Source organism: Microbulbifer variabilis (assembly GCF_052467165.1).
On the sequence record NZ_CP174301.1, the window covers coordinates 4,409,699 to 4,423,587 of the forward strand.

At 52.5% G+C, this 13,889-nt stretch carries 14 protein-coding genes; 9 read left to right on the top strand and 5 right to left on the bottom strand.

The window, feature by feature from the left end:
- Positions 1-80: 80 nt before the first annotated feature.
- From ACJJIP_RS19570 to pilG, 4 genes are all read right to left on the bottom strand, one after another.
- Positions 81-2,219 (bottom strand): methyl-accepting chemotaxis protein, encoded by a 2,139-nt coding sequence (locus tag ACJJIP_RS19570; protein ID WP_020413648.1) that lies wholly within the window; start codon positions 2,217-2,219, stop codon positions 81-83.
- A 163-nt stretch (positions 2,220-2,382) separates the two neighbouring features.
- Positions 2,383-2,922 carry a chemotaxis protein CheW gene (locus ACJJIP_RS19575; RefSeq protein WP_020413649.1) on the bottom strand — a complete coding sequence of 180 codons (540 nt, stop codon included), beginning with the start codon at positions 2,920-2,922 and terminating at the stop codon, positions 2,383-2,385.
- A gap of 16 nt (positions 2,923-2,938) precedes the next feature.
- Positions 2,939-3,301 carry a twitching motility response regulator PilH gene (gene pilH / locus ACJJIP_RS19580; protein ID WP_026305112.1) on the bottom strand — a complete coding sequence of 121 codons (363 nt, stop codon included), beginning with the start codon at positions 3,299-3,301 and terminating at the stop codon, positions 2,939-2,941.
- Positions 3,302-3,535: 234 nt separating this feature from the next.
- Positions 3,536-3,931 carry a twitching motility response regulator PilG gene (pilG, locus tag ACJJIP_RS19585; protein ID WP_020413651.1) on the bottom strand — a complete coding sequence of 132 codons (396 nt, stop codon included), beginning with the start codon at positions 3,929-3,931 and terminating at the stop codon, positions 3,536-3,538.
- A 351-nt stretch (positions 3,932-4,282) separates the two neighbouring features.
- Here pilG and gshB point away from each other — a divergent pair, with 351 nt between their 5' ends.
- The 9 genes from gshB to ACJJIP_RS19630 all read left to right on the top strand — a co-directional run bounded on the left by gshB (position 4,283) and on the right by ACJJIP_RS19630 (position 13,036).
- Positions 4,283-5,239, top strand: coding sequence for a glutathione synthase (gshB, locus tag ACJJIP_RS19590; protein WP_444945827.1), 957 nt, complete (start codon positions 4,283-4,285; stop codon positions 5,237-5,239).
- A 105-nt stretch (positions 5,240-5,344) separates the two neighbouring features.
- Positions 5,345-6,253 (top strand): energy transducer TonB, encoded by a 909-nt coding sequence (locus ACJJIP_RS19595; protein WP_020413653.1) that lies wholly within the window; start codon positions 5,345-5,347, stop codon positions 6,251-6,253.
- Between the two features lie 35 nt (positions 6,254-6,288).
- Entirely contained in the window at positions 6,289-6,873 is a 585-nt protein-coding gene (locus ACJJIP_RS19600) for a YqgE/AlgH family protein (RefSeq protein WP_020413654.1), read from the top strand.
- Positions 6,874-6,932: 59 nt separating this feature from the next.
- Positions 6,933-7,358, top strand: coding sequence for a Holliday junction resolvase RuvX (gene ruvX, locus ACJJIP_RS19605; RefSeq protein ID WP_026305114.1), 426 nt, complete (start codon positions 6,933-6,935; stop codon positions 7,356-7,358).
- A gap of 87 nt (positions 7,359-7,445) precedes the next feature.
- The gene (gene hemC / locus ACJJIP_RS19610; RefSeq protein WP_020413656.1) at positions 7,446-8,363 is read left to right on the top strand and encodes a hydroxymethylbilane synthase; all 918 of its coding nucleotides are present in this window, start codon (positions 7,446-7,448) and stop codon (positions 8,361-8,363) included.
- A gap of 11 nt (positions 8,364-8,374) precedes the next feature.
- Entirely contained in the window at positions 8,375-9,145 is a 771-nt protein-coding gene (locus ACJJIP_RS19615; RefSeq protein ID WP_444945828.1) for a uroporphyrinogen-III synthase, read from the top strand.
- 113 nt (positions 9,146-9,258) lie between these two features.
- The gene (locus ACJJIP_RS19620) at positions 9,259-10,608 is read left to right on the top strand and encodes a uroporphyrinogen-III C-methyltransferase (protein ID WP_444945829.1); all 1,350 of its coding nucleotides are present in this window, start codon (positions 9,259-9,261) and stop codon (positions 10,606-10,608) included.
- Positions 10,605-11,855 (top strand): heme biosynthesis HemY N-terminal domain-containing protein, encoded by a 1,251-nt coding sequence (locus ACJJIP_RS19625; protein ID WP_020413659.1) that lies wholly within the window; start codon positions 10,605-10,607, stop codon positions 11,853-11,855. Before ACJJIP_RS19620 ends, ACJJIP_RS19625 begins: the two co-directional genes overlap by 4 nt.
- Before the next feature lie 110 nt (positions 11,856-11,965).
- Positions 11,966-13,036 carry an alpha/beta fold hydrolase gene (locus ACJJIP_RS19630; RefSeq protein WP_444945830.1) on the top strand — a complete coding sequence of 357 codons (1,071 nt, stop codon included), beginning with the start codon at positions 11,966-11,968 and terminating at the stop codon, positions 13,034-13,036.
- A 211-nt stretch (positions 13,037-13,247) separates the two neighbouring features.
- Here ACJJIP_RS19630 and ACJJIP_RS19635 read toward each other — a convergent pair whose 3' ends face one another.
- On the bottom strand, positions 13,248-13,577 hold the full coding sequence (locus ACJJIP_RS19635; RefSeq protein WP_020413661.1) for a hypothetical protein: 330 nt from the start codon (positions 13,575-13,577) through the stop codon (positions 13,248-13,250).
- Positions 13,578-13,889 lie beyond the last annotated feature (312 nt).

Here is a 13,889-nt window from a genome sequence, read left to right on the forward strand (position 1 = left end):
GAATCCGCGATTATCTGGAGGGTACTCCGTGCGCCCCTATGTGCCCGGTCACCAATTGGTTACCGGGTTTTATAAGTGGGTTAGGCCAGAGCCCGATCTTCACGGGACAAGGAATCGGATTCCTCGCTATCGATAGTGAAAGTCTCCGCGTCCATCTCCGGCAGTTCCACATCGTACAGTTCACTGTTCGTCTCAATGCTCTCGTCTTGTGGCAGCTTGAAGCCGGCAACAGATTCACGCAAGGCACTGGCGGTTTGTGCCAGGTTACCAATGGACTGGGCAGTAGCCTGGGTACCAGCAGAAGTCTGCGAAGTAATTTCCTGAATCACGTTCATCGTGTTGGAAATATGACCTGCAGAAGAGGCCTGCTGGCGGGCAGCGTTGGAGATGTTCTGGATCAAGGATGCCAAGTTACTGGATACGCTTTCGATCTCTTCCAGGGCAACACCGGCATCCTGAGCCAAGCGGGCTCCACGTACCACCTCAGTGGTGGTCTGTTCCATGGAAATTACCGCTTCGTTGGTATCAGACTGAATGGCTTTAACCAGGCCTTCAATCTGCTTGGTAGCGGCGGCGGAACGTTCCGCGAGTCGCTGAACCTCGTCCGCAACCACCGCGAAGCCCCGACCAGCATCACCAGCCATACTCGCCTGGATGGCTGCATTCAAGGCCAGGATGTTAGTCTGGTCAGCAATGTCGTTAATCAGGCTTACGATATCGCCAATCTCCTGGGATGATTCACCCAGACGCTTGATTCGCTTGGAGGTGTCCTGAATCTGCTCGCGGATGTTATCCATGCCTTTAATGGTGTTCTGTACCACCTTGGCACCGTTACTCGCGATATGTACCGAGCGCTCGGCTACCTGGGCAGATTCAGAGGCGTTTGCAGATACCTGGTCAATGGTCACCGCCATTTCATTCACCGCCGCAGAGGCTCCGGCAATTTCCTGTGCCTGGTGTTCAGAGGCTTCGGCTAGATGCAGCGCGGTCTGCTGGGTTTCCTGGGACAGACCGGATACTTCCTGTGCAGCTCCGTTGATTCGGGATACCAGAACGCGCAGCTGGTCGATTGTAAAGTTGATGGAGTCGGCAATCGCACCGGTGAAAGCTTCTGTTACTGTCGCGGAGGTAGTCAGGTCACCATCGGCGAGGTCTGCCAGCTCATCCAGCAGCTGCATAATGGCCTGCTGGTTACGTTCGTTGGTATCGGATTCCTGTATCAGGCTGCGGCGGGTACCGGAGAACGCCATTCCCATCATCGCAAAGATCAGAAGCACGAATGCCGCTGCCAGAATGGTGATGGTCATATTGTTTGGCTGGCGTTCGTCCGCCAGGTTTACGATGCGGTCATTCAGGGTACTCAGGGCTTCGAGCAGCTGCGGCGAAGAAGCGATAATGCCGTCAGAGGCCTGGCGTGTTGCAAACAGGGCTGGAGTCGCCTCAAATATCTCGCGTACAGAGGAACTTACGAATTCAAACAGCTCAGTAATTTCATCCAGAGAGCGGCGCGCTTCTTCATCGGTAACGCGGGAGATGCCCATCACCACATCACCGCTCTTCATGCCATCCACCACTTTACCGAACAGGCTGGCATCAGTATTGAACTGATCAGCGGCCGACTCCGCATCGTCACCGCCCTGCAGCATTTTGTCGATATTCCGACCGATACGCTCCGCACGCCATACCTGCAACTGTGCCTGTTCCACCTGATTCGCCGGGGCATTGTTGGCGAGCAGTATCTCCACAATATTGTTGTGCTCTGCCTGCAGTTCAGGCAGCGAGGCACTAAGCGTGGTAGCCACATCGTTTAGGAAGATAATGGTTTCCTTGTTACCGATAATGGTATCTACCTGCTCGCGCAGTTTGCGCCAAACGGTACCATAGGTAGCCAGTTCAGCATCGAGAGCTTTTCGGCTCCCTTTATCCATACCCTGTAACTGGTTCCAGGCACTGGCCATCTGTCCAGAGACCTTTTCCAGTTCCGCAAATGCAGCATCATCACCGGAAGTAGCCGCAGGTGCGTAGGAAACTACCTGATAGGAAAGTGCACGCAGTTCCGCGACTTGTTGCAGGTATTCTTTATCGCGATCACTGCGGGTCTGCACCAAATAGATACTGACAATCAGTCCCGCCAGTACGGCGAGTACCAGCAGACCCAAACCCAGCGCGGCAGGGTTACTGCGCAACGCGGAAAAGGAACTCTGGGAGCCTGTTTTCATAGTTTACTCCTAGCGGGCCCTAGCATGAGGCCGGTTAAATACCACTTTTTACTTTTAACGCTTTAACGACAATGGCCCTCAGCCAGTGCGGACATCCCTGCACCGCTTGCGGGTCATCCCCAGCATCTCGATACGAAATGCTGGAAATAATCAGATTGGATTTTTAATGGACAGCGGCATCCATAAAGCGGGAATCACTAATCAAAGCCCGCATGTCGAACACCAGCCATCGGTCCTTCTGCAAAATAAACTGGCCATGCACCATCGGCGCAAATGGCTCAATCAAATCTGTTGGAGCTTCCCGGGCATATTCAAATGCCAGGTGCTGCATTCCGTGCAACCTGTCGACAATCAGTCCCACATAGGTTTTATCTCGCTCCAACACCAAAACACGACGCTGCTGACGTGGCCCGGTGAGGTTGCCACCATAAAAGGCAGCGAGATCAATCAGGGGTAACAGGCGGCCACGTACATTGGAAACACCTTTTACCCAGGGTTCCACTCCAGGAATAAAGGTATACGGTGGCACTTCGAGCAATTCCACAACGTCATCCATAGAGGCGACAAAGTTATGGTCTAGAAGAGAAAAACCGATTCCGGTCCAATAGGGTTTGATTTCCCGGCGCCCAGGCAGGCCTGTGGCCTGCGCCTTTGCGCGCCGTGCGATATCAACAAGAGCTAAATAAGGTGTTTGTGACTGCACTTTGAGCAGCTGACCGTCAGGCCAACACCTCCTCAATGGCACTCAACAATTTGCCTTCATCCACAGGCTTGGTCAGGTAGGCCTTCGCACCCTGACGCATCCCCCAGACACGATCCGTGTCCTGATCCTTGGTGGTAACGATAATGATTGGAATTCCAGCTGTGCTACCGTCCTTGCTCAACTGGCGAGTGGCTTGGAAGCCGTTTAGACCCGGCATCACAATATCCATCAGAATTAAATCCGGGCGCTGCGTACGCGCCACATCCACACCATTTTCACCATTAGGTGCAGTAATTACTGCGTGGCCGTTCTTTTCCAGAATCGTGGTGAGTTTGTGTGTTTCGGTAGGAGAGTCATCAACTATTAATACTCTTGCCATCATTTCCCCCATGACATCTTCTAATCGGCAACTGTGCAACAACGACAGCGCTTGGCGGTATTATTGTCATTATCTTTGTTAGCGTGTGCCAAGTCTGCACTTACTACCAATTTACTGCCTGACTACAGGATTTTTTCATCCTGATAGATGAAAAAATCGCGCTTCCCTCAATATAAATCCTGCCCTGCGGCAGGCTTGTGGCCTCCACAGGGCCTTATTTTTTTATGTGCGCTGTCAAGCCGCGTGGTGCGGCTTAGCATGGGCGGAAATAGCGCCCAAAAGTTCACTCTTGCTAAACGGCTTGGTTAGATATTGATCGCAACCAACTACGCGCCCTTTTGCCTTATCGAACAAACCATCCTTACTCGACAGCATTACAACAGGGGTAGAGCGGAACTCACTGTTATTTTTGATCAGTGCGCAGGTTTGATAGCCATCAAGGCGCGGCATCATAATATCGACAAAAATAACATCCGGACGGGAGTCCGCGATTTTTGCCAGCGCATCAAAACCGTCGGTTGCTGTGACTACAGTACAACCCGCCTTTTGCAACAACGTCTCAGCAGTGCGGCGAATTGTCTTACTGTCGTCAATCACCATTACAGTCAGACTTTCCCAGTTAAGCTCCATAGTCTTTTTTGAATCCCCTGTTTACTTATTTTCGGGCACGCGAAAATTTTTTACCTGCACCCTTATTTGGACCGCCTATGGGGCCTGGGTGTCTCGCTTAGCCAAGATCGCACACTGGATGGAACTTTTATCACAGAACCCCAGGTGAATCTAGCAGAGTCGACATACCCCTAGCGATGCAGCTCAAATTATCACCACTTTGCACGCCCTCCCGGTCGGAGGTGTTAAAAAGTTGCACCTTGACGAAGCTGCTCTTACCTTATCCATCTTAAAAATCGGGAGTGGCCATACTACTAAAGCCACAACCACCGCGGCGCGGGATGAAATATCCCATCAAATATGGAAGCCCATATGAATTACTCCCTCGGTGTGGTGATGGACCCCATCGCCCAAATCAATTTTAAAAAAGATACGACACTCGCACTGTTACAGGCCGCACAAGACAGCGGTTTTCAGTTATTTTATTTCGAGCAAACAGACTTGTATCTGGACAACGGCCGGGCAATTGGCAGGGCACGGGCCCTCAAAGTATTTGACGATTCCAAGTGCTGGTTTTCCCTGCAGGAGCCCCAGGAAATGCCGCTGGGCGAACTAGATACTATTTTGATGCGTGTCGATCCCCCTTTTGACAATGAGTACATTTATTCCACTTATATTCTCGAGGCCGCACAACGCGAAGGTGCGCTGGTAGTAAACAACCCCCAGTCCTTGCGCGACTGTAACGAGAAAATTTTCGCTACCACTTTCCCGCAGTGCTGCCCACCTGTTCTGGTAAGTAGGGATATGCGTAGGCTGCGTGAATTCCACAAGGCCCACCAAGATGTAATCTTCAAACCACTGGATGGCATGGGTGGCGCCGGTATTTTTCACTGTAAGCCTGACGGTGCCAACCTTGGTGCAATATTGGAAATGCTCACCAAACATGGGCGCCAGCAGATCATGGCGCAACGCTATATTCCCGAAATCAAGGATGGTGATAAACGGATTCTTGTTGTCGATGGTGAAGCGATTCCCTTCTGCCTTGCGCGAATTCCCGAGGCGGGTGAAACACGCGGCAATCTGGCCGCTGGTGGGCGTGGTGAAGCGCGCCCACTTACTGATCGTGACCATTGGATTGTGGAGCAGGTTGCCCCCACTCTGAAAAAGAAAGGGCTGCTTTTTGTCGGCCTGGATGTGATCGGCAATTACCTCACCGAGATCAATGTCACCAGTCCAACATGCGTGCGTGAGATTGATGCGGCTTACAATACCGATATCGGTGCACGACTAATGAGCGCCATCACACACCGATTGGCACAAAAAGGGTAAACTGGGCACTTAATTTTAAATTAACCCAGGCTGTTTGCCAGTGAACGGACCGGGCGGAAAGCCGAGCAAAAGCTCGGCAACAAAAGCAGTAATCGATAACAAACAATGAATTCCACCGCCAACACGACGCCACTTAACGCAGCCCAACGCGAGCGTTTTGTGTTCTCGCTATTTCTCGCCGGCGCCATTCATGCGCTTTTGATTTTTGGCGTGGCCTTTACCGATCCTGAAGGGCGCCGAGCGGCGCCTACTCTGGAAGTCACACTGGCCCAACATAATTCTGCACAAGCACCAGAAGACGCTGACTATCTGGCACAATATAACCAACTAGCCAGTGGCACTGCTGACACCCCCAAGGAGTTATCGAGCAATCGCCGCGCGGAGTTTGACGACACACAAATTCACGATGTAAACCCTTTGCCGCAGCAACAGGCCGCTCGCCCAGCTGATCAGCGCCGACAACTGATCACCACTATTGGCAATAGCCCGCAGCAGGCTCCGGAACTCCCTGCCGAAGACAAATTTTCTGAAGAAAAGCGTGGCGATGCTCCTAGTGATTTGACCCGCACCAATCCCGAGATCGCCAGCCTGCAAGCCCGCCTGGATAAAATCCGCCAGACAATCGCCCAGCGCCCACGGGTGCGCCGCCTAACTTCAGTCGCAACCAAAGCATCTGCAGACGCCACATATCTACACGACTGGCGCCAGAAAGTAGAGGCCATCGGCAGTGACAACTTCCCCGAAGAGGCCCTGCAGCAACAAATTACTGGCAGCCTGCGTATGATGGTACGCCTACTGCCCACGGGCGCGGTAGAGGAGGTAGTCATCCTTGAATCCTCCGGGGAGCGAATTCTCGATGATGCCGCCCAGCAAATTGTTCGCCTGGCGGCGCCCTTTGCACCTTTTCCTGCTGAAATTCGCAAGGACGCCGATCGCCTGGAAATCATCCGCACTTGGCGCTTTGAGATGACCGGCTTCTCCACCAGTGCAGGTGAGCTGCCCGAGCGCGGCTAAACTTGCGTTTCACTCAGGCAACCTAGAATCAAGCTATGCCCAACTCCAATATCGACAGTGACCTAACCCACGGCAGCTTGCGCGGCCAGTTCCTGCTGGCCATGCCCGGCATGGAGGATCCGCGCTTCAAGCAAACTGTGGCGCTTATTGTCGAGCACAATGAAGAGGGCGCCATGGGTATAGTGATCAATGCCCCCAGCAAGGTTCACTGGAGAGAGGTGTTTGAACAGTTGTCCCTAGACGACACCAGCCTGCGGGGCGAAGAAGCCGTACTCCTGGGGGGGCCAATGTCACCGGAGCAGGGCTTTGTACTGCACGGCGCCGGGATCAAATTTGACTCGACCACCGAAATCAATATGGATATCAGTCTCACCGCCTCCAAGGACATTCTTGAATCTCTCGCTGCCGGACGCGGCCCGGACGATGTGCTACTGGCCCTCGGCTACGCCGGCTGGGGCCCGGGACAGTTGGAACAGGAGTTGGTAGAGAACGCTTGGCTGACCCTGCCAGCGGAACCCGAAATCCTATTTGCCACCCCCGTGGAAAAACGCTGGCAGAGCGCTGCGGCGCGTCACGGTATTGACCTCTCCGGCCTCGGATCACAGGCTGGACACGCCTGATCACTCCTCTTGCAGTAAACTGCCCGCCCACATGTTTTACAATGAAAACTGCCCGGCATATGAATAAACCAGTTACCGCCCTCGCCTTCGATTTTGGCACCCGCTCTATTGGCCTCGCTTTTGGCCAGAGTCTGACTGCCAGCGCCAAGGAGCTGCCCCCACTGCCAGCGAAGGACGGCAAGCCGGACTGGGAAAAAGTTCAGCGTTTAATTGACGAGTGGCAACCGCACTACCTATTGGTCGGCCTTCCTCTGAATATGGACGGCACTGAGAGTGAATTCGGCGCGCGCGCGCGCAAGTTTGGCCAGCGCCTGCACGGGCGCACCGGGTTACCAGTGGAAATGATTGACGAACGTCTCAGTACCCGTGCCGCCAAGGAAGAGGCCGCTGAGCGAGGTCACCGCGGCAGTTACGCCGACAACCCGGTGGACTCCATTGCCGCACGCATTATTCTTGAAGATTGGCTACGAGCCCGTGACCGATAATTACCCGCTCCGAATCCCGCCATTGGAAACATGGTAGGCACCTGTCTGATAGAATTGCCCTCCCACTCAACCAATTGATCGAGCAGTATGTCCATTTCCCGCATCCGTATCGCCACTCGCGAGAGCGCCCTGGCCCTTTGGCAAGCCAATTACGTGAAGGGCCGTCTGCAGCAGGCATATCCCGAGCTTCTGATTGAATTATTGCCTATGACCAGTCGTGGCGACCAGGTTTTGGATATCCCCCTCACCAAAGTTGGTGGTAAGGGGCTCTTCGTGAAAGAGCTGGAGGTGGCAATGCTGGAGGGGCGCGCAGATATCGCCGTACACTCCATGAAAGATGTACCTATGGAGTTTCCACAAGGCTTACACCTGCCTATCATTTGTGAACGCGAAGATCCCCGCGATGCATTTGTCAGCAATCTCTACGGCAGTTTTGAAGAGTTGCCCCAGGGCGCAGTGGTCGGCACTTCAAGCTTGCGTCGCCAGTGCCAACTTCTAGCACAACGCCCTGATTTACAGGTCAAGTTTCTGCGCGGCAACGTAAATACTCGTTTAGCCAAGCTCGATGCCGGGGAATACGACGCGATTATCCTGGCTGCTGCCGGCCTGCTACGCCTGGAAATGCCAGAGCGCATCCGCAGCTTCCTCCCAACGGATCTACTGCTGCCCGCCGGTGGCCAGGGCGCCGTAGGCATCGAAGCCCGCTGCGATGCTGAGCTGGAAGCACTTCTACAACCCCTGCATTGTGTAGAAACTGCCTCTCGCCTCCGCGCCGAACGCGCCCTGGTCAAGCGTTTGAACGGCGGCTGCCAGGTACCTATTGGCTGCTACGCCGAATTGAATGAAGACAGCCTGTGGCTGCGAGGCTTGGTAGGGAGCCCCGACGGTACAACCATGATTCGCGCCGAGTGCCGCGGTGCTGCCTCCGACGGAGAGACCCTTGGCACTCAGCTGGCGGAGCAACTACTGGCCGGTGGCGCCGACAAAATTCTCGACGCTCTCTGAGCACTCTTAAAATGCCCAATCACCTGCGTGGCAAGCGTATATTAACCACCCGACCAGCTCACCAGTCGGGGAGCTGGTGCGCTCTGCTACAGGCAGAGGGCGCTCAGGTGGAAAACATTCCCATGCTGGGTATTGAGCCCCTCGAGAGCGACGATGCCCGACAGGCAATCAAAAAACCTATCCTCGATTTTGATCAAGTGGAAGTGGCAATTTTTGTCTCACAGAACGCCGTGCACTATGGAGTGAATTGGCTGGAAGACTACTGGCCACAATTACCACAGGGACCGCGCTACTATGCAATCGGCGCCGCCACAGCAAAAGCCTTGGATGCTCGGGGCATTCCCTGTGAGCAAAGCGGCGCTCATATGAATTCTGAGGATTTGCTTGGCCTGCCATCGCTGCAGGAGATTAGTGGGCAGCGTATTCTTATTTTCCGTGGCAGTGGCGGGCGCACTTTGATTGGTGACACCTTGGGCGCTCGTGGTGCTCGGGTGGATTATTGCGAGCTATACAATCGCACCCTACCCAGTAACTCTCAGGAGCAACTGAGAAAGTATGGCGTTGATGCAGACGCCATTACTGTGCATAGTGGTGAAACACTCACAAATCTATCCTTTTGCATCGAACAAACTTCAATGGAGCAATTGCGCCAAGTAGCGCTTATCTGCCCAAGCGCCCGGGTTGCCGGGCAGGCAAAGGGGATCGGCTTTTCCGTGGTCCACACTGCTATCAATGCCAGCGACAAAGCTATGCTGGAAGCTCTGCACCGTGCACTGAACTGAGTTTCCATCGGATTCTCCGCCCTATTTGGTAAAAGTTCCCAAAACAGCGCCACCCCGACTATAAAGGCCGGTGCCACTCGCTATAATTCGACGACAATTTTCAGCTTCGCTCCATGCCCATGACCAACGAAAAACCCCAGGACAACAACTCCGCAAAAAAAGTAGCGCCCACTTCCGCGGATAAGGGCAAGGCGGAAAGCACAAGTAACTTCGCCAAAGCGACACAAGGGAGGCCCGCTGGAAGTACTGCCAAAGACAGTGGTGGTAACTGGTGGTGGTTAGTATTTTTCCTGCTGGTAGTAGCTCTCATCGCTTTCGTCTGGTTCAGCTGGCCTCAACTAGGCAGTCGTATTAGTGCTTACCTGGGTTTCTCACCATCAACTGGTAATGAGTCACGCCAGGTTACAGATACATCCCAAACGCGGCAGGCTAATACAGAACAACGGGCAGAAGAGCCTACTGAGAAAGCACCAACCACTGATGGGCTGTCGAACCAGGCAAATTCTGAATCAGGCTTTTCACAGCCCGCTCAAACACCCGGCCAACCGACCACTCCATATCCTAATCAGCAGCTCATCCAGCTGCAGCAGACCGATGCCAGCCTACGCAATCAGATTCAAGCACAAGCAAATACTATCTCGGAACTGAAACAGCAACTGGCCAGCATGCAGCGCAGTATCACTGCGCAGGGCAATCGCTTGAGTGAGCTGGGTAATGTGAGCCGCCAGGACTGGCAGCTTGCTGAGGCCGATTACTTACTGCGCATGGCCAATCAGCGCCTTATGCTGGAAGATAACAGCCGCGCTGCCCTGGGCCTGGTGGAGAAAGTCGACAAAATACTCCGCCAAGTTAACCTGCCTGATTTATATGGCGTACGCCAACAATTGGCGAAAGATATCACCGCACTGAGACTGGTCGAGAATGTAGACCGGGAGGGGATTTACGTGCGCCTACGTGCCCTGGAGGAGCAGTTGATCCGCGCCAATATTCAACCGGAATTCACCATGACCCAGACCCAGGAAGAAGAGCCTAAGGCGGAGCCTGCACAAGTCGATCAGGCTCCCTGGGAGCGCAGTTGGCAGCGATTTACCTCCTTCCTCCGTGATTCAGTTCGCCCCATTGATGGTGATATCAACCCTGTCATGCTCTCTCCGCAGAGTGAAACACGCTTTCGCCAGACCCTGCGTTTAAATATGGAGCAGGCGCAGCTCGCTCTGCTGCGCGGCGACTCTAGGGTATACAAGGATGCCCTGGACAGTGCCCGCGAGCTGCTATTGACTTATGGCACTGCCAACGCTCAGCGCAATGCGCTGGCCGAACAGCTGGCTGAGCTAAGCAGACAACCCATCCTGGCGCAAATGCCTGATCTAAACGCCTCACAGTTAGCCCTGTACAACTATATCGAGCGCCTGCATAAAACCTCCGGCCAAGGTGGTCCCGCACTGGAGGAGACAGCTCAGTGAGAAAGGTCCTTTTTATCGCTATAGCGCTGCTACTACTCGGCGCCCTGCTGCCACAAATCAATCAAAACTATCCGGGATATCTGATCATCGGTTTTGGTGGCGCATTGAACAAAGGTTATGAGATGAATCTCTGGTTCGCCATAGTCGCATTGGTGTCCCTGTTATTCGCTTTCTTTATACTGGTCTGGCTCGCGCGTAGTCTGTTTCGGGCGATTAGAGGAAGTGTCGACCGTCTTCGTTTTGGCCGCCAACGTATCGCCCGTCGGAGGCTCACCAGCGGTTTGGTGGAATTTATGGAGGGCAACTGGTCCCGCGCACGGCGGCAGCTTTTGAAAAGTGCGCCACGCTCTGAAGCACCATTGATCAATTATCTGGCAGCGGCGCGTAGCGCCTTTGAACTGGGCTTTCGCGAGGAGGCCAATGAGCTTCTGGCAAAAGCAGAAGCTTGCGGAGAGGATACCCGCCTTGCCGTGGCTCTCAGTCAGGCACGTATGCAGCTCCAGGACAAACATTATGAGCAGTGTATCGCCAGCCTGAAAAGGGCCAAACAACTAGAGCCCAAACATCCCGCCTTACTGCAACTGCTAAAACAGGCTTATTACTCTCTGGGCGACTGGAGCAGCCTGCGTGAGCTTCTGCCAGAGTTGGAAAAACACGCCAACATGCATGATGAAGAATTGCAGAAGCTAGAATTGGAAGTTTACCAGCACCAGTTGAATGAGGCTGCAAACCGCAATGACAGTGAAACATTGCAGGGTGTCTGGCACAGTCTGAACGGGCGCTGGCAGCGTAATATGGAGTTGCGCAATCTATATACACGGCTACTGCACCAGATCGGTGACGATATCGAAGCAGAGAAACATCTGCGCTGGCTACTAAACAGAGAGTGGAACCCCAAACTGGCTGATTTATATGGCTGCCTTACTGGAGCTGATTCTTCTGCACAGCTTTCTGCCGCCGAGGGCTGGCTTAAGGAATACGGAGAAAGTGCCGACCTCCTCACTTGCCTCGGCCGCCTGTGTATGCGTAATGAGTTGTGGGGGAAAGCCCAACAGTATTTAGAAAAGAGCCTGTTGTTACGTCAAGACCCAGTAACTTCCGCTGAACTTGCCCGCCTGTTCGAAGCGCTGGGAGAAAAAGACAAAGCCGCACGGCTTTTCCAGGAAGGGCTAATGCAAGCGGTTAAAGACTTACCACAACTGCCTATGCCCAGCCAGGACAAACCCCTACTCGGCGTGCATGCCTGACGCTTTTCCCCGCGGGCCCACAATTCCTCGGGCCCTTTTTCTAGCGCAGCCGAATCTCTCTATAGTGTGCATTCTCTGTCACTATTCAGGCAAATAGGATAGGAAGGCCAATGAAACCCCCCAGTTTTTACATTTTTATCAGCATTTTGATATTTAACACTCTAGTGCATGCCTATGCTCAGGCACCGGTAAATAATCAGATCAAACCACAGGATGCACTCCTGAGCGATTACAAATACCCCTATCCGGTAAAGGTATTCCAGCAAACGTGGCAAAATCAGCCTGTATCCCTCGCCTACATGGATGTACCAGCCTTCGGAAAAAGAGCCCAGCGAGGTACTGTCCTACTTTTACATGGCAAAAATTTTTCTGGTGCTTACTGGGAAGACACCATTGATGCGCTTAGCCAGCTGGGTTACCGAGTAGTTGCACCAGACCAGATTGGCTTTGGGAAATCCAGTAAACCCCTACGCCAGTACACCTTGCACAGTATGTCCGCTGATACCAAAGCACTGCTGGATCACCTCCGGATAACCGAGGTTGCGCTGGTTGGCCACTCTATGGGGGGCATGTTAGCAGTGCGCTTTGCACTGATGTATCCACAGGTAGCCCAGAAGCTCGCTCTGATAAACCCTATCGGCCTTGAGGACTGGAAGCGCGTTGTACCCTATGAACCATTGCAAAAAGCTATCGCCAGGGAACAAGCACAAACACCGGAAAGTATCCAACGCTATATGTCCAACGCCTACTTTGCAGGGGAGTGGCAAGCCCGGTATACACCCCTTCTCGGTATCCAGGCCGGTTGGACCCTAGGACCCGATGCCGCACATATGGGCATGATAGACGCACTTACTTCCGAAATGGTTTTTACCCAGCCTGTACTTTATGAATTTTCCGATCTGAAAGTGCCAACCTTACTCATTATCGGTACCCGAGATCGCACTGCCATCGGCCGCAATCGCGCACCTGCGGCACTTCAGAGTTCCCTTGGACGTTATGATCAGCTGGGCCGGCAAGCCGCCGAAGCAATCCCTAATGCGAAACTAGTGGAACTTACCAACGTCGGACATATCCCCCAATATGAAGCTTTTCCCGCATACTTCGATGCACTGAGCCACTTTTTACAAAAAGAAAACCTTCACTCAGCAAGAGGGAAACCAAATAAGCACACTGGAAAATAAACAGTGATTCTCTATATATAAAATTGCAGATTAAGGGTAAGAAGAATTGTTATCTCCCCTCAGGCTCGGAGAAGAAGAAAATAAACCTTGGGATGAGATTTGTTTGTATTGAATTTTGACTGGATAATAACTTAAGCAGGGTCCTTAGGGTAGGCTCCCTGCTTGCAGAAAACAGACTTGTTAAAGTACAACTGAAATCCAAATAAAGTAACTAGATATTTGCAAACATTCCCGCAAATAGCAACATGGCAAAGAAAGTGATTACCCCCTGCAGTAAAGCAATAAGAATTGCTTTTAAGAAACCAGTGCCTAAAACCAGCATATAGGCAATTGCCGCTAATGGAATCGTTAGTAGGACACCTGCACTGTCACTAACTCCAGGCAACATCCCACCAACAATCCTCTGAATAATTAATGCTAATAACAGAGCAAAAAGACAATAAAAAACCCCTGTATTTCTTGCACCTAACATAGCAGCGGCCAACTTTAATGGCAAAACAAGAACTGCCACCATTATGATTACAAAAATAATCAATTCCATTTTTTACCACTCCTTCATTTTGTATTTATTTAAAAAATCCCCACAATCGATATTTCTCACCAAGTGATGCTTAACTTATCAGGCCGTCGCCAATGGATAAAATATAGCCTTGCAACCAAGGCAGGCTACATCGACGGCACTTTTTTGAACTTATGGCACTAAAGTTCTATATCTCGAGTATCATACTACTTTATTGGAATTTCGTTTAAGCAAACGCATAAAAAAAGATGGCAGTAAAAATCACAGCCCCTCTTTATTCAATGAAATAAGTGTCAGTAATTTTGCTTAGGGAGCAATGACAGCTTATCTACG